This window comes from Streptomyces sp. RKAG337 (assembly GCF_023701715.1).
Taxonomy (GTDB): Bacteria; Actinomycetota; Actinomycetes; order Streptomycetales; family Streptomycetaceae; genus Actinacidiphila.
The window spans coordinates 7,603,954-7,623,626 of record NZ_JAJOZA010000001.1; the positions used below are offsets into that span (position 1 = coordinate 7,603,954).

A 19,673-nucleotide genomic window follows, 5' to 3' on the forward strand; every position below is an offset into this window, starting at 1 on the left:
TCACGCGGACGGAAGCCTCGCGGCCACTCCGAACATGGTCACGGACATGTGGAGCGCGCCCTCATCGGCGGCGGCGGTGAGATCCGCGTACAGCGCGTCCCGCTGCTGCTCGGTGATCAGCTCCTCGCGCAGCGCGGACTCGCCGAGCATGCGGATGAGCTGCCAGTTGACCTCGGTGTTGCTCTGGATCAGCGCCTGGGAGCCGACATCCATGATCTCCAGCCCCGCCGTGGCCAGTTGGCCGACGAGCTGCCGTCCGGCGTGGGGATTCGCCGAGGCCGTCAGCGCGCGGCGCATCAGCGCGGCGACGACCTCGGGGTCACCGGGGTACAGGAGCGCGGTCGCCCAGTCCGTGTCGAGCAGGGCGACGCGCCCGCCGGGCCGCAGCACGCGGACGATCTCGCCGACCGCCTTCGCGGGTTCGGTGAGGTGCTGGAAGACGCGCTCGCACCACACCACATCCGTGCCGGCATCATCGAGCGGCAGCGCCGTCGCGTCACCCGCGACGAACCGGGCGGCGTTGCCGGCCGCGGCCGCGCGGCGTTCCGCGGCCTCCCTCAGCCCGTCGTGCGGTTCGACGCCGACCGCCTCGCCGGCCGGCCCCACAGCGGCCGCGAGAACCTGGGTCTCCGACCCGGTACCCGCCCCGACATCCACCGCCCGCTCCCCGGGCTGAGCCGCCACCGCGGCATGAGCCCACTGCCGAAGTCTGCGTACACCCTCGCTGTCGGCCTGCGCATCCAGCGCCCCGATCAGTCGATCCGTGGGCGTGACGCCGATGTTGGTCACATGAAACGCCGAAGTGGGTCGAGGATCCGCCATACCGCCATCCTAGAGGCCGCCCCACGCCGACCTCCAGGAAGCGGTCGATCTTGTCACCGCGCCGGTTTGTCGCCCGCGAGCAGCCTGCAGAAACTCGTCAGGCGACGGAGCCCGGAACGTCGGACCGTGGAAGTCCGGCGGGCAGCGAAGTCCGCGCCGGTATTTCGACGGACGCGGCGAAGGCCGCGAGGGTGGTGAAGTCGTCGACCCGCAGACCGATCCGCGGATTGACGTGATGGAGCAAGGCGGGCGCGTGGTGGTTGGCAGCTACATGCGCGTGATCCGCGTCGCTCTGCTCGTCGTCCACCCAAGCGAACGGGCGGCCGTCGGCGTATGCCACCAACGGCTCAGACTTCCAATGAACTCCGTCAGGGCGCTCTTTCAACAGGGCGCTGCCGAAGGCCACGAACGGCAGCTCAGGCAGCCCGAGCACAGGTCCGATCCATCTGTTCGCGTCGCTCATCCAGGTTGTCGCCCAGCAGATCTCGTAGCCGAGAGCCAGCAGCGCCCGCCCGTGATCGGGGTTCAGCCAGACGCGCAGCGGCCGCGCACGGGACCGCGACCGCACAGGATCCCCGGCGACCCCGCCCTCCTGCGGGACCCGGAGGGTGGTGTAACCATCGGGGCGTCTCTCCGGTTTCGCCGCATACGGATTCAGCGGCCCGTCAACATCGAGGAACAGCAACGGTCGACTCATGGCACCCCCGAATTCATCCCCGCGATCTGCTGATCCGCAGCATATCCGTCGTCAGATGTGACGGAGCGTGTACTCCTTTCCGGTATATGTGCCGCCCTGCAGCTCGCTCCCAGTCGAGCCCCCGGCGGCCGGAAGGCTCGAAGCGAAGGCCTCCGCATCGTCCGCGGGCACGTAACCCAGCTCGGCGCCGGCCGCGATGTCCCAGAAGCGGCGGGTGTTGGCGGAGACCGCGTAGGCGGTGGTGAAGTGCACGTCGGGAGCGGTGAGGGCCGTGCGGACGAAGCCGAGGCAGTCGCGGGGGCTCAGCCAGGTGGAGAGGTGGCGTCGTTCGGTCGGGGTGTCTTCGTAGCTCCCGATCCGCAGGCACACCACGGACAGTCCGAACTTGTCCGCGTACAGGCGCCCGAGCGCCTCCATGGCGACCTTGCTCACCCCGTAGAGCCCGTCGGGCCGTGCGGGCAGGTCGGGTGTCACGGTCTCCGTGACCGGATAGAAGCCGCCGAGACGGTTGCTGCTGGCGAGAACCACCCGCCGCAGCCCCTGTCGGCGCGCTCCCTCCAGCACGTTGTGCGTTCCGAGGACGTTCGCTTCCAGGAGGTCCGGCAAGGGGGCTTCGTCCGGAATCCCGCCCAGGTGGATCACCGCATCCGCACCGTGGAGAGCTTCCGCCACCGCGTCGGCGTCTCGCAGATCGAGCTGGTGGACGTCCTCCGTCGGCGACTGCGCGGTGAGCTGGACGCGATCGATGAGCACCAGCCGCGTCACCTCGTCGCGCAATCCGGCTCGTACTGCCGAGCCGATCCGCCCGGCAGCACCGGTGATCGCCACCGTCCCACGGCGTGTTCGCATGGCGACCACCCTGCCGTATCGCACGGACATTCGAGCTCCGAGACCCTTCCGCGGCCGGTCCGGATACGGGCGTTGGCCAGCGGTTGCTCCCGGCCGGCCGGCCCGAGCGGCTGGCCGGAAGAAGCGGGATAAACCTGCCGGAGCCGCCGACGCCAGCACGGCGCGGCTCGGTGGAGGCCAGACGCCAGTAAAGTCACGGGTGGTGGCGCCGCGTCGGGGCGCCGGAGTATGGAGGATTTTTCCTGTGCTGATCGCTCAGCGTCCGTCGTTGACCGAAGAGGTCGTCGAGGTGTGGCGTTCACGGTTCGTCATCGAACCGCTGGAGCCGGGATTCGGCTACACCCTGGGGAACTCGCTGCGCCGGGCGCTGTTGTCGTCGATCCCCGGTGCCGCTGTCACCAGCATCCGCATCGATGGCGTTCTGCACGAGTTCACCACCGTGCCGGGCGTCAAGGAGGACGTGACCGACATCGTCCTGAACATCAAGCAGCTCGTGGTGTCCTCTGAGGAGGACGAGCCGGTGGTGATGTACCTGCGCAAGCAGGGCCCCGGTGTCGTGACCGCCGCCGACATCACGCCGCCGGCCGGTGTCACGGTGCACAACCCCGACCTGGTTCTGGCCACCCTGAACGCCCAGGGCAAGCTGGAGGTGGAACTCACCGTCGAGCGCGGTCGCGGCTACGTCTCCGCCGTCCAGAACAAGCAGCAGGGCCAGGAGATCGGCCGTATTCCGGTCGACTCCATCTACAGCCCGGTGCTCAAGGCCACCTGCACGGTGGAGGCGACCCGTGTCGAGCAGCGCACCGACTTCGACAAGCTGATCGTCGACATCGAGACCAAGCAGGCGGTGCTGCCGCGTGACGCCCTGGCGTCGGCCGGCAAGACCCTGGTCGAGCTGTTCGGACTGGCCAGCGAGCTCAATGCCGATGCCGAGGGCATCGACATGGGCCCGTCCCCGACGGTTGCGGCCCTGGCCGCCGATCTGGCGCTGCCGATCGAGGAGCTCGATCTCACCGTCCGTTCGTACAACTGTCTCAAGCGCGAGGGCGTCCACTCGGTGGGCGAGCTCACGGCGCGTTCCGAGGCGGACCTGCTCGACATCCGCAACTTCGGCGGGAAGTCGATCGTCGAGGTCAAGATGAAGCTGGCCGGCATGGGCCTGACCCTCAGGGACAGCCCGCCCGGATTCGACCCGACCGCCGCGGCGGACGCCTTCAGCGCCGATGACGACGGGAACACCGGGTTCCAGGAGACCGAGCAGTACTGACGGGGCGGGGAATTCCGTCCCGTTCCCGGCCCTGCCGCCTGAGGAGAGCCTCAGGCGGCAGGGCCGGTTCAGCTCTTCCCACGGCCGCGATACCTTCTCCGGCATGGAACCGCTCATATTCGACTACGGGGACTTGCACCTGCGCGTGGACCGGGGAGTGTTCGAGCTCTTCAACCTGGCCGGCGCCGAGCACACGTTCAGAGTTCCGTTGCGCTGGCTCGGGGTCTTGGTGCACTACAAGAAGCCTGAGAAGCCCGGTCAGTTGTTCTTCGGTGTCGTCCGCGATCCGAACGCCGCGCTCTACGGCACCGACCGGCTCGCCTTCAGGTTCGCCAGCTCGCCGGCGGTCCAGGTGCCGCCCGCCGACGAGACGTTGTTCCGGGCGTACTTCACCCAAGTGGCCACGCTCGCCGACCGCCGGACGGCCTGACGTGGATTCGGTGGACGCAAAGGTCTTCGAGCACGGTGACGTGCATCTGCGGGTCGACCACGGCATCTTCGAGCTGTTCCGGCGCAATCGCATCATCGGGTCGTACCGGACACCGCTGCGCTGGGTGAAGGTGCGCGCCGAGGCACGCAAGGGCGGCCTGACCCGGCTGCACTTCGGCAATGTCGAGCAGCTCGACGAACCGATCTACGCCGGCACGACGAGTTCCCGGCACCTGCTCGCCACCGTCGAGATCCCGACCGCCGACGAGCCCCTCTACCGCGCCTTCTTCACCGAGCTCGCCCACCTCTCCGACCGCCCCATCACCTCGTAACGGAACAGGAGGTCTCCATGGGCGGGCTGGAGAACCACACCATGGAGGCCCTGCGCCGGGGCACCTGCCCGCGGCTGCGCTCCACGCCGCTCGGCTTCGCCGGAAGCCTGGCGGGCGACGTCAACCACCAGTGGATCGTCGAACGGGACGCGGACCAGAACTACTTGGTCCGCGGATGGCTCAACCAGCGCTGAGCAACGGACCCGGAGACGATCGTCGAGGCCACACGGCATGTGGTTTCTCGCTCCATTGTGGCCGGTTCTGAACGGACGTCGGGCGATGCCCGTACTTGCCGACAGTTTCACTGCTGCGCGTCGCGCGGCCGCGAGAGGGAGGTCACCGGTCATGGCGCTCACGCTCTACGTCGACCCCGTGCGCTGGAGGGCGCATCAGGATGTGGTGACCCGGCAGTTCCCCGGGATGGTCCCGGTCGTCAGGGGCAACGGATTCGGCTTCGGCCACGAGGCGCTGGCCGAGGAGGCCATGCGCCTGAACACGGACGTCATCGCCGTCGGTACCACCTACGAGGCGGCCCGGATGAAGGATGTGTACAGCGGAAGGGTTCTGGTCCTGTCGCCGTACTGGCGCGGTGAGCAGGCCCCCGCGCTGCCGGGGCGGGTGATCCGGTCGGTGTCCTGCGTCGAGAGCCTGCGCAGCCTGAGGGGAGCCCGGGTCGTCGTCGAGGTGATGAGCAGCATGAAGTCGCCGGGCGTCAGCGCCCACGACCTGCACCTGCTCCGGTCCGGAGTCGAGGACGTGAGCCTGGAGGGGTTCGCCATCCACCTGCCGCTGAACCGGACCGGCGGCCCGGACGCCGCAGGGGAGGTCATCGCGTGCATGGAGCGACTCCGTGCCGCTGGTCTTCCCCTGCACACGATGTTCGTCAGCCATCTGGGGGCCGAGCAACTCGACCAGGTGCAGACGCAGTTCCCCCACACGCGCATCCGCGCCCGCATCGGGACCCAACTGTGGCTGGGCGATCAGGAAGCCACCCAATTCCGGACGTCGGTCCTGGAGGTCAGGCAGGTCGTGAAGGGGGAGCGCTTCGGTTTCCTGCAGGGCAAGGTGCCCTCCGACGGCTGCCTGGTGGTCGTCTCGGGCGGTACCTCGCACGGGGTGGGCCTGGAAGCCCCGAAGGACCTGCACGGTGTGGTGCCCCGGGCGAAGAACGTGGCCCGGCTCGGTCTGGCCACCGCCAATCACCACCTGTCGCCCTTCGTCTGGGCGGGCAGACGGCGCTGGTTCGCGGAGCCGCCGCACCTGCAGGTCTCGGTCCTCTTCGTGCCGCAGGACGTCCCGCAGCCGACGGTGGGCAGCGAACTCGTGGCGCGCCTGGGGCACACCGTGACCCATCCCGACCGGGTCGTCGACTGCTCGGCCCAGGCCTGGCCCGCTCCGTCCGACGCCGGTGCTCCCGACTCCGCCTCGTTTGACTCCGCCGCCTTCGACCGAGCCTGTGAGGTGGTCTGAGACGGCGGGCCACGGCAGGCCAGGGAACGGCAGACCAGGGCACGGCAGACCAGGGCACGGCAGAGCAGGGAACGGCAGAGCAGGGCCACGGCAGACCAAGCCTGACCGCTCCTGGCGGCAGATGCTGGCCTATCCGGTGTGCCGGCCGGGGTCAGGGTTCGGGTCGCGGGCGGCGGTCAGAGAGCGCTCGGCGTCCGCGAGGGCCTGGGCGCGGTCCGTCGACCGCCGCCAGGTTCCCCGGGCCCTGAAGGGAAGGTCGCCGACCACGGTCACATCATGTCCACCCTCGATGAGCAGGGTCAGCGCGCGCTCCAGCATCGCCTTGGCCGTGCTGTCCATGCCGGTGACGCGTTCGAGGTCGAGGACGACCCCGCCCGGCGCGCCCACTCTCCGCCGCTCCAGGGCGAACAGCACCCGCTCGGCCGCGGTGAAGTCCAGCTTGCCCTGAGCCGCGATCAGGGCGATCCGCCCGCTGCTCGTGGTCGTCGACAGCATCACGGTGGGGGCGCCCGGCGCGGCATTGTGCATCAGATGCAGCCCGAAGCGCTCGGACAGCTCCCGCAGTGCCGCGACGCCCCGGACGGGATTGCCGGCAGCGTCCAGCGGAGGGCTGTGGAGGGCGATTCCGAAGCGGGCCGGACTGACGGCGACCAGCCCTCCGGACACCCCGCTCTTGGCCGGGAGTCCCACGTGCAGCATCCAGCTCCCGGCGGCGTCGTACATCCCGCACATGGCCATCACCGAAAGCACCTGAAGGGCCACCGGCTCGGGAACGACACGCTCTCCCGTCACCGGGTTCGTGCCCCCGTTCGCCAGGGTGGCTCCCATCACCGCCAGGTCGGTCACCGTGGCCCGTACCGCGCACTGCCGGAAGTAGGTGTCGACCGCCTGGACCGGATCACCCCGCAGCACACCGGTCCCGCGCATCAGATACGCCAGCGCCCGATTGCGGTGACCCGTCTCGACCTCGGAACGGTAGACGTCCTCGTCCACGTACAGGGTGCGGCCGGCGAACCGTCCGAGACACTCCAGGATCCGCGAGAACCGCTCGGCGGGGCTGGTGGCCGGGACCAGGGCCGTGACCGCGATGGCGCCGGCATTGATCATCGGGTTCGCGGGCCGGCCGGTCACCGCGTCGAGGCTGATGGCATTGAACGCCTCACCACTGGGCTCGGCTCCGACACTGCGCCCCACATCGTCGGGACCCAGCTCTGCCAGCGCGAGGGCGAGGACGAAGGGCTTCGTCAGGGACTGGAGCGTGAACGACACGCCGCACCGTCCGGCGCGGTAGCCGTGACCGTCCATGCTCATCAGCGCGAGCCCGAAACAGTCACGGTCCGCGAAGGCCAGCTGCGGGATGTAGTCGGCGACCCGGCCGTCGGACAGGGACCCGTAGCGACCGTGCACCTCCGCCAGAGCCTCGGTGACGACGTCCACGCCGCTCCGGGCGGAACTCATGGCGCTCCTGGCCCATGGAGAACCGGCCCATGGAGAACCGGCCCATGGAGAACCGGGCCCGCGAGCTCCGGGCCCGCGAGCTCCGCCTCGGGCGGGAGCGGTGGCACGGCCGCACGGAGGCCGGATCGTCGGATGGTGGTGCGTCCCATGACGTCTCCTGGCGGCGGGACCTCCATCCTTCCTCTCCGCAGGCTTCTCCGCAGCCCGGGGAGTGCCGGCCGGGCCCATGACCAGGCCGGCGCCCGCTCATCCGTTCGAGGGATGCGGCTCGCGGGATGTCTCGCCGTGCTGGGAGCCGGGACCGCGGTCACCGGCCATGAACGGCCGGGAGACAACGGTGACGGCAACGGAGACCGCGGCGATGACGGCGATCGTGGGGCCGGCGGCGAGGTACTGGGCGGCGCCACCGGCGATCGCGGCGCCGAGGCCCTGCCAGGTCATCCGGCCGGCGGATTCCACGCCCTGGACCTGGCCGCGGACGGGATCAGGGGTCAGCGCGAGCAGCTGTTCCTGCAGGGGCAGCGTGGCGGCGAATCCTGTGCCGGCGAGGAACACCGCCGCTGCCGCGACCAGGACGGGAGGGTCGATCGCGAACAGCAGGTAAGGGACGGCGAGCAGCAGCCGCAGAGAGAAGGCGTAGCGGCGTCGCTGCTCGGCGCTGAGGAGGCGTCCGACGGTCAGGTCCCCGAGGAGCATGCCGGCCGACCCGGCGGCCAGCAGGATGCCGGCGTGGTCCGGGTCGTAGGAGATGAACAGGGCCTCGCAGCCGACGATCAGGCCGTTGGGAACCCAGAGGTTCACCAGCAGCGCCCGCCGGCCGGGGCGGGAGAAGAGCGCGGCGTTCGTCGTCCAGGTCTGCCGCAGTCCGGGGCGACGGGTCAGCCGGATCGAGTGTTCCCTGACGGTCGTCGCCACCACGGCCAGCCCGAGTCCGGTCAGGACCGCGGCGACGACGAAGACCCCTTGCGGAGTCAGGTACCGCAGCAGGACGGCGCCCAAGGCGTAGCCGAGGACGGCCATGCCACCCGACGTGATGTTCATCAGCGAACGTGCCAGCGCGTACGCGGAGACCGGCACGACCTCGGCGAGCAGCCCCATCCGCGTGCCGGTCCCGAGGGACTGGAAGAACCCGAGCCCCAGGAGCAGGGCGAACCGGGCGGCCAAGGGCAACCCCGGGACGGCCTGCGCGGCGACACCCAGCAGGGACAGGCCCTGGAGCGCGACGAGGGTCCGGCGAGGTCGGCGTCCGTCCGCGACCGACATCAGCGTCAGCGCACCGAACACGGTCGCGAAGGTGGCGCCGTACATGCTGACGGCCGTCAGGAACGGGGAGCGGGTCTGCTGGTTGACCATGGTGCCGAGCGCGAAGCCCGACACGGTGCTCGCGGCGACCGTCAAGGTGAAGCCGGCGTAGAGGCCGGCGAACTCTCTGTTGCGGAGCAGGGCGCGATAGGAGGTGGTGGCGGGTGCCGCGGGCGCGGAGTTGTGAGAAGGCATGAAAAAAGCCTCCGGGCGCGCGCACTGGGCGCCGCCGAAGGCCAACGCGCTCATTCTAGCGGACTGCTGGCCTGCTGGCCTGCTGGACCGCTGGATTGCCGGACTGACCGGACGGGCGGACGGCCCGCGGGGCGTACCCCGCGGGCGCACACGTACACGCCCGGTGTGGTGGGATCAGCCGCGCCGCAGGAACATCACGACTGCGACGACGATCACGATGAGCACGACGGTACCGAGACCTATGTACATGCGAGTTTCCTCTTCCCTGTGGCGAACGATGGGCCGCGGCCGCCCTTCCCGGCCGCCGCGTTGCCCCTGTTGACCGCGTACCCCGCTTTCCCCGCTTAAACGTGGGATGCCGTTCACGGCGGATCCGGAGAGACCGGTCGATGAGCCCGGCGGTCGGCACGCGAGTTGCCCGTTCACACCCCTTGGGCACCCGATTCATACCTCCGGGTGAGGGGAACGGTCTTCGGGCCGGCCGCCGGCCGAACCTCTCTAACGTGACCTGCACGATGGCGGGTCGTCGGCGGGCAGCCGCGTTGTCTCATGCAGGGGGTGCGGGGTGCAGCACATGGCGTCGCTGTGGCGGCGTTTGCAGTACCGGTTCGACAATCTGGTGTCACGCAGCACCCCCGCACTCATCGGCTGGCTCACGCTCGCCTGCTTCGGCGCGGTCGTCCCGGTGAGCGTGGTGCTGGTGTGGACCGATCGCCGGCCCCCGAGTACGTTCTCCGGCCGGCTCGAGGCCGTATGGGTCAGCGTCGGGCAGACGCTGAAGATCGGAGGGGCGGTCGGATCCCCTCTGTACGTACTGGCGTCCATCCTGCTGGCGCTGGTCGCCCTGCTGTTCGTGTCGGCGTTGGTCAGTCTGATCACCACGGGGATCAACCAACGCATCCTGGAGCTCCGCATGGGCCACTCCGCGGTACTCGAAGCGCGGCACACCGTCGTACTGGGCTGGTCCGATCCCGTGTTCTCCGTGATCGCGGAACTGGTGACGGCCAACACCAACCAGCGCCGATCCACCGTGACCGTCCTCGCCGCCAAGGACAAGGCGGAGATGGAGGAGGAGATCGGCGCCCGCCTCCGCGCCACCGGCACCACCAACATCGTCTGCCGCAACGGCTGCACCACCGACCCGGCGGTTCTGGCCAGGGTCAGTCCGCAGACCGCGAAGGCCATCCTGGTGCTGCCGCCCGACGGGGACGACGGCGACGCCCACGTCGTGAAGACTCTGCTCGCCCTCAACGCGCTCACACCGGAGACCGGCGACGCCATCGTGGTCGCCGCGGTCCACGACGCCCACAACCACCTCACCGCCACGCTGGCCGCCGGACCGCGCGGACGGGTGCTGGCCATCGACGACATCATCGCCCGCCTCGTCGTCCAGACCGCCCGCCAGCCCGGACTCTCCCTCGTCTACGAGGAGCTCCTCGACTTCGCGGGGGACGAGTTCTACACCGTGGTCGCTCCCGCACTCGTCGGACGCACCTTCGGCGAGGCCCTGCTCGCCTTCTCCCACTCCTCGGTGGTCGGACTGCTGCGCACCGACGGCATCGCACTCAACCCGAACCCCGGCACGACCATCACCGCGAGCGACCGGATCATCGTCATCGCACAGGACGACGACACAGCCGTCGTGGCGGACGCGGCCAACTGCATCGACGAGGAAGCGATCGTCACGGCCGACCCCCGGCCACCCACCGCACAGCGGCTCCTCATGCTCGGCTGGAACCGCCGCGGTCCCCTCATCCTCGATCAACTCGCCCTCTATCTGGCCGCCCCGACCAGACTCGACGTGGTGGCGCTCGGGGACGAACCAGCGCTCGGAGACGAACCGGCGCTCGACGGCATCCATGACATGGCAGATGCGCCGCAGCACCTCGATGTGACGTTCCACAGCGCGGACACCACGGACCCGCGCGTGCTGGGGCGGTTGGACGTGCTCTCGTACGACAGCGTCATCGTCATCGGAGACACGGGACACGCGTCCCTGCCCCCCTTCGTCACCACCCGGGCCCCGGAGGCGGACGACAGGACGCTGGTCACGCTGCTGCATCTGAGAGCGATCGAGGAAGCCACCCACCAGGAGATCCCCCTCACCACCGAGATGTCCGACGACCGCAACCGGCTGCTCGCGCCGGTGCGTGCGGGCGCCGACTTCATCGTCAGCGGGCGCCTCATCAGCCTCCTGATGACGCAGATCTCGGAGAGCCCCTACCTGGCCGACCTCTTCGACGAGCTGTTCAGGGCGGAGGGGAACGAGCTCTACCTCAAGCCCGCGGGCGACTACGTCCGGGCGGGGGAGGAGGTCACGTTCGCCACCGTCGTCGCCTCAGCACGCCGCCGCCATGAATGCGCCCTCGGGTACCGGCTGCGCGCGCAGGCCGCCACAGGGCCGATGTACGGGGTTCGGATCAACCCCGACAAGCGACAGCCCGTGCGCTTCACGCGGGACGACTGGGTGATCGTGCTCGCGGAGAGCTGAAGGAGCCGAGATCTGCCGAACCGTCCCCCGTCAACTGCGGGACAACGGGCGGCCAGTGACGGTGCCGGCGGTACTCTGGCCGTCGGCCGCGGAACGGCCTTCGTCACTCGGCTTGTTGTGGTTCAGGGGGCGATCATGGGAATCGAGCTGGAACTGCACTCCCGGCGGCCTGCACGGGGCAGATCGTCCATGACTACCCTTCTTCGAAGGTCCCACGAGCACGGCGAAGCGCTGGCACGGGCACTGGACCCGTACGACCCGACGGGCCCGGGCAAGCTCGCCTGGGTGGACCCCTACGGCGACACGCTGTTCAACGAGCAGGAGGCGGAGGTCGCGCTCCGGGAGGTCGCCGCCCTGTTGCCGCAGTGCGCGGACGGACCGCAGAGAGCCGCCCTGCAGGCTCTCGCGGAGCTGCTCGCGCTGTGTGCGGCAACACCGGGCAGCTATCTGTGGTTCATCGGCGACTAGAGCCTCTCCTTGATCGGTCGGTGAAGCGTGGCGGGGCTGGTTAGTCTGCTGCGATGACGAGCAATGAGCTGATCGTTGACCTGCGCGGTCGGCTGATCGCGACCCTCGACGACTTCTGGGACGCGGTGAGCGAGCCGTGCGGGCTGCCGAGGTGGTTCGGCCGCAACCTGGTCGGCCTGCACCGCGAGCGCCTCCAGGGGGACGTGGGCCTTGGAGGGCCACCAGCGGTAGATCGTCTGTTGGTCGGAGCGCCGCGCGGGGACGAGCCCGCGTAGCCGACCGGTCCAGTAGGAGATAGTCGACCGGTCGTACACTCGCTTCATGGGACGGACCAGCGACGCCAGGGAGAAGATCCTCAGTGCCGCGCAATCGCTCATCGAGCTGCGCGGTTACTCGGCCTTGGGCGTGGCCGAGATCTGCAAGGCCGCCGGGGTGCCGAAGGGCAGCTTCTACTACTTCTTCGCATCCAAGGAAGCGCTCGCCCTGGCCGTGCTCGACGAGCACTGGGCCGGTCAGCAGGCGACCTGGACGCGCATCCTGAACAGCGCCGCGGAACCGCTGCAGCGGCTGCGCCGGCTCTTCGAGGAGACGGCGGCCGGCCAGCTCGCCGGGCAGCAGAGCTGCGGCACCGTGTCGGGCTGCCTGTTCGGCAATCTCACTCTGGAGATGAGCAACCAGACCGAGGCCGTCCGCGAGCGACTGCAGGAGATCTTCGACGCTCAGGTCGGGATGGTCGCCGCGGTCATCGCCGAGGCTCTCGAGCGCAAGGAGGTCACCGTGATCGACACCCGGGAAGCCGCACGGTCGGTTGTCGCCCAGCTCGAGGGGCAGGTGCTGTTCGCCAAGCTCTACAACAACACCCACCGGCTCGGCCCCCTGTGGGCGAACTGCCTGGCCCTGCTCGGTGCCCGCCCGCCGCGGGAGGCCGTGGCCGGGATCTGACGCCCGGGGCCGGAGGGCTCGGCGTCGGGGGGCTCGCTGTCCGCCCGTGACGTCGTCACTGGCCGCGCCAGATGTTGTCGAAGGCCGCATCTTCGATGCGCCGCCGCTGCCGTACGCCTTCCAGCTCCGTCGCGGCGCCGTGGACGGCGGCCAGCACCGTCACGACCGCGTCATCGGTGAGGTCGGCGATCTCCTCGGTCGGCTTGTCCTGGATGCCCACGGCCGCCGCGAGGCCGGCGAGGACGGGCTCGCCCGACGACCAGCGCTCGGCGGCGTGGCGACGGGCGGGTGAGTCGGTCAGTGCCGCCGGGCCGGTCCTGAGGGGAATCCAGTGGTGGCGCGGCCGGGCCGCATCGCCTTCGGCCTCCAGAACGGCGCGGTAGGTCGTGGCCAGGCCACGGCCCCGGCGCCACAGCCAGTCCTCGACGGTCTCGTACGGCTCCTGGCGGGTGATGGACGCGGCCGCCTCCTCCAACAGGCGATCACCCGGAGTCCGCTGCGGGCCGGGCAGGATGCGCTCGCCGTCCAAGGTGAGGACCTCGGCGTCGACGAGGTCGATCAGTTCGGCTCCCGCGAGCGCCAGCGACAGTTCGCCCTGCTCGACGGGACGGCTGGACGCGACGTCCATGGTGATGATCAACAGGTCCCGCGGAGTGGTCATGACGGACTCCACATCAGAAGCATCGGTGGCTTCGGCGGCGGTACGGTGCCGGAGGGCCGGCCTGGCATCAGGGGCGAGAGCGGCCCTCCGGCCGCCGCTGCGCTCCCTCACCCACCGAGTCTGCCCGGGTCCGGGGTGGATTCGCCGCTGCGGACGGACTTACCTGGGAGGCATGTCGCACCATCACCAGGTTGTGCCGCTCGCCGATGCACCGCGCGGCGGCACCCGAGCCACGGGGGTCACCGGGTGGCGTCGGTCCGGCCCGGGTCGTTGGGGTGGGGCTCCAGCGCGGTGACGGTGAACGTCATCCACGGGTGCAGGGGGAGTGTGCCGAGCACCTTCTCATGGAGCTCGTCCTCGTCGGCGGCCCGCCAGATTCCGATGCTGCGCAGCTCGCCGACCGGGCGCCACAGCCGTGCCAGGTTGCCGGTGGCGGCCAGTTCCCGGGCGTGGACGGCCTCGGCGGCGCGCCGCCGGTCGACCTCGTCCTGGCTGGTGCCCTCAGGGACGGTGGTGGTGATCTCGACGAGGAACTCTCGCATGTCCATCCCCTCATGGTCCGTCAGCCACCAGGGCGGCGCCACAACCGGCGTCCTCCCTTCTGGGAGGCCTGGACTCCCACCGGCGTAGCATGACGAGCATGGAGCTGCGCCAATTGCGGTACTTCGTAGCGGTCGCCGAGGAGCTGAACTTCGGCCGGGCCGCCGAGCGCCTGCTGATCGCCGGTCCCTCCCTGTCGCAGCAGATCAAGACGCTCGAACGGGACCTGGGGGTGCGGCTGTTCGACCGCGACCGCCGCTCCGTGTCCCTCACTCCGGCCGGCTCGGCCCTGCTCCCGCACACCCGCGCCCTGCTGGAACGGGCCACCGACCTCCAGCGGCGCGCCGCTCAGCTGTCCGGCTCGGAACCGGTGCGGCTCGGCTACGTCAACTGGCTCCCGCCCGATCTGACCGCCCGGGCCGCCGCGGTGGCCCAGGTCCACATCGACGCGTGGATCGCCCCCTCGCACACCCAGGCCGCCCGGGTCGCCGACGGCAGTCTGGATCTCGCGGTGTGCTGGGTGCGGACCGACGACCTGGAACACCGTGGCCTCAGCGCCCGGCTCATCGGCGCCGACCGGCTGTACGCCGTCGCCGCCGGCGACGACACGAGCACCGTGGACGCCCGTGACACCGTCGTCCTCCTCGACGACGACACCACCTCCTGGTCGTCCTGGAACCGCTATGCCGAGCTGCTGGCCCGGGACACCGGGGCCCGCGCGGTACGCATCTCCGACGGCGGCATCACCGGGCCCGGGTTCTTCGACCATGTGCGCCGCAGCGGTCGCCCGGTCATCAACTGCCCCAAGGGGCAGACCACCCCGCTGCCGCCCGATCTGGTCCAACGCCCGGTCGGCGCGCCGGAGATCTACTGGACCTGGTCCCTGGTCCGCCGCGAGAGCGAGGACCGTCCTGCGGTTCTCGCCCTCATCGACGCCCTCTGCGGGGGCGTGGGCGACCTCGGCCTCCACGCCGAGGACGCCTGGCTGCCGGCTGAAGACCCGCACCGGCACTAGGTCCGCCTGGGTTTCGCCGGAGCCATCGCCCCGCTGACATGCGCTGGAAGGCTGCGCCTATCAGGAGGGAGAGAACCGCTCCTGGCCTGGGCCGCGTGGACCTTTGACGCCATCGCGCCGACCCGTCTACGGTCAAATAGTCGACCGGTCGGTTAGTTCAGGGCGACCGGAAAACCCACCTCATCGCGGAGAAGGTCATCATGAGCACTCACGACCAGAAGGTCGCCGTCATCACCGGAGCCTCGCAGGGGATCGGCGCCGCACTCGTCGACGCCTACCGCAAGCTCGGCTACGCCGTCGTCGCCACCTCGCGCACCATCGCTCCCGCCACCGACGCCGGCATCCTGACCGTCCAGGGCGACATCGCCGACCCCGCCACCGCCGAACGCGTCATCGCCGCCGGCGTCGAGCGATTCGGCCGGATCGACACCCTCGTCAACAACGCCGGGCTCTTCAAGGCCAAGCCCTTCACCGAGTACACCCAGGGCGACTACGCCGCCATGACCGGTGTGAACCTCACCGGCTTCTTCCGTATCACCCAACTGGCCGTCGAGCACATGCTCGCCCAGGGCGGTGGCCACATCGTCAACATCACCACCAGCCTGGTCGACAACGCGGACGCCAACGTCCCCTCCGTACTGGCCTCGTTGACCAAGGGCGGCCTGCAGTCCGCCACCAAGTCCCTCGCCATCGAGTACGCCACGCGCAACATCCGTGCCAACGCCGTCTCACCGGGCACCATCAGGACCTCCATGCACCCGGAGGAGTCCTACGCGGGCCTCGCCGCGCTGCAGCCGGTCGGCCGGCTCGGCGAACCGGGCGACATCGTCGACGCGGTGATCTACTTGGAGAACGCCCCGTTCGTCACCGGCGAGATCCTCCATGTCGACGGCGGCGTCAGCGCCGGCCACTGACCCGCTTCCCTCGACAGGAGAGCCCTGATGAACATCACCACTGACAGTCCAGCGATCCTGCGCGGCGTCCTCGACCGGTGGAAGGACGCCGTCGACCAGCACGAACCGCAGCAGGTCGCCGCCCAGTTCACCGACGACGCGATCTTCCAGGGGCTGCACCCCTACAGCGTCGGAAGGCCGGGCGTCGCCGCCTACTACGACTCCCAGCCCATCGGGATGACGGCCGCCTATCGGATTCTTGAGACCAGACGCCCTGCCGACGACCTCGTCCTCGGCTACCTGAGTGTCGACTTCTCGTTCACCGACCGGGCCACCATCAGCGTCAACCTCGGCGTACTGGTGCAGCGCTCGGAAGAGGGCTGGCAGATCAGCCACTACCAGGTCTCGCGGCTCGACTAGGACGTGCCGCCTTCTTCGGCGGCCCGCGTCAAGGGGCGCCGGCCGGACGGCTCAGCGGATCTCGTTGATGCGGATCAGGTTGCCCGCGGGATCCCGGATGGCGCAGTCGCGCACGCCGTAGGGCTGCTCGGTCGGCTCCTGGATGATCTCGGCGTCGGCCTGCAGCCGTTCGAAGGTGGCGTCGAGGTCGGGGGTGGCCAGCGTGATGATGGCGTAGGTGCCCTTGGCCATCATCTCGGTGATGGTGCGGCGCTCGTCGTCGGTGATGCCCGGGTCGGCGGCCGGCGGGTGCAGAACGATGGACGTGCCGGGCTGGCCGACCGGGCCGACGGTGATCCAGCGCATCCCGTTGTACCCGACGTCGTTGCGGACCTCGAAGCCGAGGAGGTCGCGGTAGAACGCCAGCGACGCGTCCGGGTCGTCGTGCGGGAGGAAGCTCGAGTGAATCGTGATGTCCATGGCAGTCACGCTAGCCGCGGTCCGTGGAGCCCGCTTCTCGATTCCGGACGGGCCTCGTCACCTGCTTCACCACGCACGACGGCATCCCAGCCGTAGCGCGCGCGGCGTCGCGCCGGTAGGTGCTGGGCGGCACACCGACCAACTCGGTGAACCGCGTACTGAAGGTGCCCAGCGATGAACAGCCGACCGCGAAACAGACCTCGGTGACGCTGAGGTCCCCCCGCCGCAGCAACGCCATCGCCCGCTCGATACGCCGCGTCATCAGATAGGCGTACGGAGACTCGCCGTAGGCGAGCCGGAACTCGCGGCTGAGGTGCCCGGCCGACAGGCTCACGCCGCGGGCGAGCGCCAGGACGTCCAGCGGCTGCGCGTACTCCCGGTCGATCCGGTCACGGACGCGGCGCAGCAGCGCGAGGTCGCGCAGCCGCTGCGCCGCGGTGGGTCTGCTGGTCACATCAACGATCGTGCCACAGCCGACGTGTCCGCGAGGGCCCCCGTCAGGCCCCGGTGTACGCCGCGAGGTGCTCCCCGGTGAGGGTGGAGCGGGCGGCGACGAGTTCGGCCGGGGTGCCCTCGAAGACGATCCGGCCGCCGTCGTGCCCGGCGCCGGGGCCGAGGTCGACGATCCAGTCGGCGTGCGCCATGACCGCCTGGTGGTGCTCGACGACGATGACCGACTTGCCGGCGTCGACGAGCCGGTCGAGCAGGCCGAGCAGCTGCTCCACGTCGGCGAGGTGCAGACCGGTGGTCGGCTCGTCGAGGACGTAGACGCCGCCCTTCTCCGCCATGTGGGTGGCCAGCTTGAGCCGCTGCCGCTCGCCGCCGGACAGCGTGGTGAGCGGCTGCCCCAGGCTGAGGTAGCCCAGCCCGACGTCGGCGAGCCGGGTGAGGATCCGGTGCGCGGCGGGGGTGTGCGCCTCGCCGGAGCCGAAGAACTCCTCGGCCTCGGTCACCGGCATCGCCAGCACCTCGCTGATGTCGCGGCCACCGAGGTGGTACTCGAGCACCGACGCCTGGTACCGCTTGCCCTCGCACTCCTCGCAGGTGGTGGCGACGCCGGCCATCATCGCCAGGTCGGTGTAGATGACACCGGCACCGTTGCAGCCGGGGCAGGCGCCCTCGGAGTTGGCGCTGAACAGTGCCGGCTTCACACCGTTGGCCTTGGCGAACGCCGAGCGGATCGGGTCGAGCAGTCCGGTGTACGTCGCGGGGTTGCTGCGTCGCGAGCCGCGGATCGCCCCCTGGCCGACGGACACCACGCCTTCACCAGCGGGGATCGACCCGTGCACGAGCGAGCTCTTGCCGGAGCCGGCGACGCCGGTGACGACGACGAGCACCCCGAGCGGGATGTCGACGTCGACGTTGCGCAGGTTGTTCGCCGTCGCGCCGCGGATCTCCAGCGTTCCGGTGGGCTTCCGCACCGACTCTCGGAGAGCGGCCCGGTCGTCGAAATGCCGGCCGGTGATGGTGCCGCTCTTGCGCAGCCCCTCGACGGTGCCCTCGAAGCAGACGGTGCCGCCGGCCGTGCCGGCGCCGGGGCCGAGGTCGACGACGTGGTCGGCGACCACGATCGTCTCCGGCTTGTGCTCCACCACGAGCACCGTGTTGCCCTTGTCCCGCAGCCGCAGCAGCAGGTCGTTCATCCGCTGGATGTCATGGGGGTGCAGGCCCGCGGTGGGCTCGTCGAAGACGTACGTGGTGTCGGTGAGCGAGGAGCCGAGGTGGCGGATCATCTTGACGCGCTGCGCCTCACCGCCCGACAGCGTGCCCGCCGGGCGGTCGAGCGCGAGATAGCCGAGGCCGATCTCCACGAACGAGTCGAGGGTCTGCCCCAGCGCGGTGAGCAGCGGCGCCACCGACGGCTCCTTGAGGCCGCGGACCCATTCGGCCAGGTCGCTGATCTGCATGGCGCAGGCGTCGGCGATGCTGATCCGCTTGATCTTCGACGACCGGGCCCCCTCGCTCAGCCGGCTGCCGTCGCACTCGGGGCAGGTGGTGAAGGTGACCGCCCGCTCCACGAAAGCCCGGATGTGCGGCTGCAGCGCTTCCTTGTCCTTGGACAGGAACGACTTCTGGATCTTGGGGATCAGACCCTCGTAGGTGAGGTTGACGCCCTCGACCTTCACCTTGGTCGGCTCCCGGTAGAGGAAGTCCTGCATCTCCTTCTTGGTGAACTTGCGGATCGGCTTGTTCGGGTCGAGGAGTCCCGACTCGGCGTAGACCCGTACGGTCCAGAAGCTGTCGGACTTCCAGCCGGGGATGGTGAACGCGCCGTCGGCGAGCGACTTGGAGTCGTCGTAGAGCTGGGTGAGGTCGATGTCGGAGACGCTGCCCCGGCCCTCGCAGCGGGTACACATGCCGCCCGTGCGGTTGAAGGTCGCCTTCACGGCCTTCTTGGCACCGCGCTCGACGGTGATGGCACCGCTCGCCCGGACCGAGGGCACGTTGAAGGCGTACGCGCTGGGCGGGCCGATGTGCGGCTTCCCGAGCCGGCTGAAGAGGATGCGCAGCATCGCGTTGGCGTCGGTGGCGGTGCCGACCGTGGAACGGGGGTCGGCACCCATCCGCTGCTGGTCGACGATGATCGCGGTCGTCAGTCCGTCGAGGACGTCGACCTCCGGCCGTGCCAGCGTGGGCATGAAGCCCTGGACGAAGGCGCTGTAGGTCTCGTTGATCAGCCGCTGCGACTCCGCGGCGATCGTGTTGAACACCAGTGAGCTCTTGCCCGAGCCGGAGACGCCGGTGAACACCGTCAGCCGGCGCTTCGGGATCTCGATGCTGACGTCCTTGAGGTTGTTCACGCGCGCGCCGTGCACCCGGATCAGGTCGTGGCTGTCGGCGACATGCGGCGCAGGCGACTGCTTGTCCGTCCTCTTGGCCATGCTTTTCGTGTCTCCATCTGTGAGGCGGGCCGCCTTCGCGGTCTCCGTCGCCGTCGCTTGACTCGATCCGACCCGCTCGGC

21 protein-coding genes and 1 pseudogene are annotated in these 19,673 nt (G+C 69.9%); 12 read left to right on the forward strand and 10 right to left on the reverse strand.

The features are described 5' to 3' along the window. From LNW73_RS33710 to LNW73_RS33720, 3 genes are all read right to left on the reverse strand, one after another. On the reverse strand, positions 1–822 hold the full coding sequence (locus tag LNW73_RS33710) for a methyltransferase domain-containing protein (protein WP_250992616.1): 822 nt from the start codon (positions 820–822) through the stop codon (positions 1–3). A 97-nt stretch (positions 823–919) separates the two neighbouring features. Further along, positions 920–1,519 carry a hypothetical protein gene (locus LNW73_RS33715; RefSeq protein WP_250992617.1) on the reverse strand — a complete coding sequence of 200 codons (600 nt, stop codon included), beginning with the start codon at positions 1,517–1,519 and terminating at the stop codon, positions 920–922. 51 nt (positions 1,520–1,570) lie between these two features. Further along, on the reverse strand, positions 1,571–2,368 hold the full coding sequence (locus LNW73_RS33720; protein ID WP_250992618.1) for an NAD-dependent epimerase/dehydratase family protein: 798 nt from the start codon (positions 2,366–2,368) through the stop codon (positions 1,571–1,573). 244 nt (positions 2,369–2,612) lie between these two features. Here LNW73_RS33720 and LNW73_RS33725 point away from each other — a divergent pair, with 244 nt between their 5' ends. The 5 genes from LNW73_RS33725 (at position 2,613) to LNW73_RS33745 (ending at position 5,866) form a co-directional block, all read left to right on the forward strand. After that, positions 2,613–3,635: a DNA-directed RNA polymerase subunit alpha gene (locus LNW73_RS33725; RefSeq protein ID WP_250973885.1), complete on the forward strand. Its 1,023-nt coding sequence runs from the start codon at positions 2,613–2,615 to the stop codon at positions 3,633–3,635. A 103-nt stretch (positions 3,636–3,738) separates the two neighbouring features. Beyond that, positions 3,739–4,065, forward strand: coding sequence for a hypothetical protein (locus LNW73_RS33730; RefSeq protein ID WP_250992619.1), 327 nt, complete (start codon positions 3,739–3,741; stop codon positions 4,063–4,065). 10 nt (positions 4,066–4,075) lie between these two features. Beyond that, positions 4,076–4,396: a hypothetical protein gene (locus tag LNW73_RS33735; RefSeq protein ID WP_250992620.1), complete on the forward strand. Its 321-nt coding sequence runs from the start codon at positions 4,076–4,078 to the stop codon at positions 4,394–4,396. 17 nt (positions 4,397–4,413) lie between these two features. Further along, positions 4,414–4,590, forward strand: coding sequence for a hypothetical protein (locus tag LNW73_RS33740; RefSeq protein WP_250992621.1), 177 nt, complete (start codon positions 4,414–4,416; stop codon positions 4,588–4,590). A gap of 151 nt (positions 4,591–4,741) precedes the next feature. Continuing rightward, complete coding sequence (locus LNW73_RS33745; protein WP_250992622.1) at positions 4,742–5,866, forward strand: alanine racemase; 1,125 nt, start codon at positions 4,742–4,744, stop codon at positions 5,864–5,866. Between the two features lie 129 nt (positions 5,867–5,995). Here LNW73_RS33745 and glsA read toward each other — a convergent pair whose 3' ends face one another. Together glsA and LNW73_RS33755 are read right to left on the reverse strand one after the other, a co-directional pair. Then, positions 5,996–7,324, reverse strand: a complete 1,329-nt coding sequence (glsA, locus tag LNW73_RS33750; protein ID WP_250992623.1) for a glutaminase A — start codon at positions 7,322–7,324, stop codon at positions 5,996–5,998. 246 nt (positions 7,325–7,570) lie between these two features. Then, entirely contained in the window at positions 7,571–8,821 is a 1,251-nt protein-coding gene (locus LNW73_RS33755; protein WP_250992624.1) for an MFS transporter, read from the reverse strand. A 574-nt stretch (positions 8,822–9,395) separates the two neighbouring features. On the opposite strand from LNW73_RS33755, the gene LNW73_RS33760 reads away from it, so the two are divergent. From LNW73_RS33760 to LNW73_RS33775, 4 genes and pseudogenes are all read left to right on the forward strand, one after another. Continuing rightward, complete coding sequence (locus LNW73_RS33760) at positions 9,396–11,312, forward strand: CASTOR/POLLUX-related putative ion channel (RefSeq protein ID WP_250992625.1); 1,917 nt, start codon at positions 9,396–9,398, stop codon at positions 11,310–11,312. Positions 11,313–11,501: 189 nt separating this feature from the next. After that, on the forward strand, positions 11,502–11,780 hold the full coding sequence (locus LNW73_RS33765) for a hypothetical protein (RefSeq protein WP_250992626.1): 279 nt from the start codon (positions 11,502–11,504) through the stop codon (positions 11,778–11,780). A gap of 53 nt (positions 11,781–11,833) precedes the next feature. Next, positions 11,834–11,950: pseudogene (locus LNW73_RS36850) on the forward strand (barstar family protein); the annotation flags it as partial. A 151-nt stretch (positions 11,951–12,101) separates the two neighbouring features. Further along, positions 12,102–12,722 (forward strand): TetR/AcrR family transcriptional regulator, encoded by a 621-nt coding sequence (locus LNW73_RS33775; RefSeq protein ID WP_250973877.1) that lies wholly within the window; start codon positions 12,102–12,104, stop codon positions 12,720–12,722. A gap of 55 nt (positions 12,723–12,777) precedes the next feature. Here LNW73_RS33775 and LNW73_RS33780 read toward each other — a convergent pair whose 3' ends face one another. Both LNW73_RS33780 and LNW73_RS33785 read right to left on the reverse strand, forming a co-directional pair. Beyond that, on the reverse strand, positions 12,778–13,383 hold the full coding sequence (locus tag LNW73_RS33780) for a GOLPH3/VPS74 family protein (protein ID WP_250992627.1): 606 nt from the start codon (positions 13,381–13,383) through the stop codon (positions 12,778–12,780). A gap of 239 nt (positions 13,384–13,622) precedes the next feature. After that, positions 13,623–13,925, reverse strand: coding sequence for a muconolactone Delta-isomerase family protein (locus LNW73_RS33785; RefSeq protein WP_250980001.1), 303 nt, complete (start codon positions 13,923–13,925; stop codon positions 13,623–13,625). An 89-nt stretch (positions 13,926–14,014) separates the two neighbouring features. Here LNW73_RS33785 and LNW73_RS33790 point away from each other — a divergent pair, with 89 nt between their 5' ends. From LNW73_RS33790 to LNW73_RS33800, 3 genes are all read left to right on the forward strand, one after another. Then, positions 14,015–14,938 (forward strand): LysR family transcriptional regulator, encoded by a 924-nt coding sequence (locus LNW73_RS33790; protein WP_285392067.1) that lies wholly within the window; start codon positions 14,015–14,017, stop codon positions 14,936–14,938. Between the two features lie 200 nt (positions 14,939–15,138). After that, complete coding sequence (locus tag LNW73_RS33795) at positions 15,139–15,852, forward strand: SDR family NAD(P)-dependent oxidoreductase (RefSeq protein WP_250992629.1); 714 nt, start codon at positions 15,139–15,141, stop codon at positions 15,850–15,852. Between the two features lie 27 nt (positions 15,853–15,879). Continuing rightward, positions 15,880–16,251 carry a YybH family protein gene (locus LNW73_RS33800; protein WP_250992630.1) on the forward strand — a complete coding sequence of 124 codons (372 nt, stop codon included), beginning with the start codon at positions 15,880–15,882 and terminating at the stop codon, positions 16,249–16,251. 51 nt (positions 16,252–16,302) lie between these two features. Here LNW73_RS33800 and LNW73_RS33805 read toward each other — a convergent pair whose 3' ends face one another. From LNW73_RS33805 to LNW73_RS33815, 3 genes are read right to left on the reverse strand one after another with little or no spacing between them, the layout of a single operon-like run. Further along, positions 16,303–16,710, reverse strand: coding sequence for a VOC family protein (locus LNW73_RS33805; protein ID WP_250992631.1), 408 nt, complete (start codon positions 16,708–16,710; stop codon positions 16,303–16,305). A gap of 10 nt (positions 16,711–16,720) precedes the next feature. After that, positions 16,721–17,164: a helix-turn-helix transcriptional regulator gene (locus LNW73_RS33810; protein ID WP_250992632.1), complete on the reverse strand. Its 444-nt coding sequence runs from the start codon at positions 17,162–17,164 to the stop codon at positions 16,721–16,723. A 43-nt stretch (positions 17,165–17,207) separates the two neighbouring features. Continuing rightward, on the reverse strand, positions 17,208–19,592 hold the full coding sequence (locus LNW73_RS33815) for an ATP-binding cassette domain-containing protein (RefSeq protein ID WP_250992633.1): 2,385 nt from the start codon (positions 19,590–19,592) through the stop codon (positions 17,208–17,210). Positions 19,593–19,673 lie beyond the last annotated feature (81 nt).

What these genes read in the sequence shown, in the direction of transcription:
- LNW73_RS33790 (WP_285392067.1), top strand. Translation starts at nt 14,015, where the DNA reads ATGACGAGCATGGAGCTGCGCCAATTGCGGTACTTCGTAGCGGTCGCC.
- LNW73_RS33795 (WP_250992629.1), top strand. Translation starts at nt 15,139, where the DNA reads ATGAGCACTCACGACCAGAAGGTCGCCGTCATCACCGGAGCCTCGCAG.
- LNW73_RS33745 (WP_250992622.1), top strand. Translation starts at nt 4,742, where the DNA reads ATGGCGCTCACGCTCTACGTCGACCCCGTGCGCTGGAGGGCGCATCAG.
- LNW73_RS33780 (WP_250992627.1), bottom strand. Translation starts at nt 13,383, where the DNA reads ATGACCACTCCGCGGGACCTGTTGATCATCACCATGGACGTCGCGTCC.
- LNW73_RS33815 (WP_250992633.1), bottom strand. Translation starts at nt 19,592, where the DNA reads ATGGCCAAGAGGACGGACAAGCAGTCGCCTGCGCCGCATGTCGCCGAC.
- LNW73_RS33785 (WP_250980001.1), bottom strand. Translation starts at nt 13,925, where the DNA reads ATGCGAGAGTTCCTCGTCGAGATCACCACCACCGTCCCTGAGGGCACC.
- LNW73_RS33775 (WP_250973877.1), top strand. Translation starts at nt 12,102, where the DNA reads ATGGGACGGACCAGCGACGCCAGGGAGAAGATCCTCAGTGCCGCGCAA.
- LNW73_RS33760 (WP_250992625.1), top strand. Translation starts at nt 9,396, where the DNA reads ATGGCGTCGCTGTGGCGGCGTTTGCAGTACCGGTTCGACAATCTGGTG.
- LNW73_RS33730 (WP_250992619.1), top strand. Translation starts at nt 3,739, where the DNA reads ATGGAACCGCTCATATTCGACTACGGGGACTTGCACCTGCGCGTGGAC.
- LNW73_RS33755 (WP_250992624.1), bottom strand. Translation starts at nt 8,821, where the DNA reads ATGCCTTCTCACAACTCCGCGCCCGCGGCACCCGCCACCACCTCCTAT.
- glsA (WP_250992623.1), bottom strand. Translation starts at nt 7,324, where the DNA reads ATGAGTTCCGCCCGGAGCGGCGTGGACGTCGTCACCGAGGCTCTGGCG.
- LNW73_RS33805 (WP_250992631.1), bottom strand. Translation starts at nt 16,710, where the DNA reads ATGGACATCACGATTCACTCGAGCTTCCTCCCGCACGACGACCCGGAC.
- LNW73_RS33720 (WP_250992618.1), bottom strand. Translation starts at nt 2,368, where the DNA reads ATGCGAACACGCCGTGGGACGGTGGCGATCACCGGTGCTGCCGGGCGG.
- LNW73_RS33715 (WP_250992617.1), bottom strand. Translation starts at nt 1,519, where the DNA reads ATGAGTCGACCGTTGCTGTTCCTCGATGTTGACGGGCCGCTGAATCCG.
- LNW73_RS33800 (WP_250992630.1), top strand. Translation starts at nt 15,880, where the DNA reads ATGAACATCACCACTGACAGTCCAGCGATCCTGCGCGGCGTCCTCGAC.
- LNW73_RS33765 (WP_250992626.1), top strand. Translation starts at nt 11,502, where the DNA reads ATGACTACCCTTCTTCGAAGGTCCCACGAGCACGGCGAAGCGCTGGCA.
- LNW73_RS33710 (WP_250992616.1), bottom strand. Translation starts at nt 822, where the DNA reads ATGGCGGATCCTCGACCCACTTCGGCGTTTCATGTGACCAACATCGGC.
- LNW73_RS33740 (WP_250992621.1), top strand. Translation starts at nt 4,414, where the DNA reads ATGGGCGGGCTGGAGAACCACACCATGGAGGCCCTGCGCCGGGGCACC.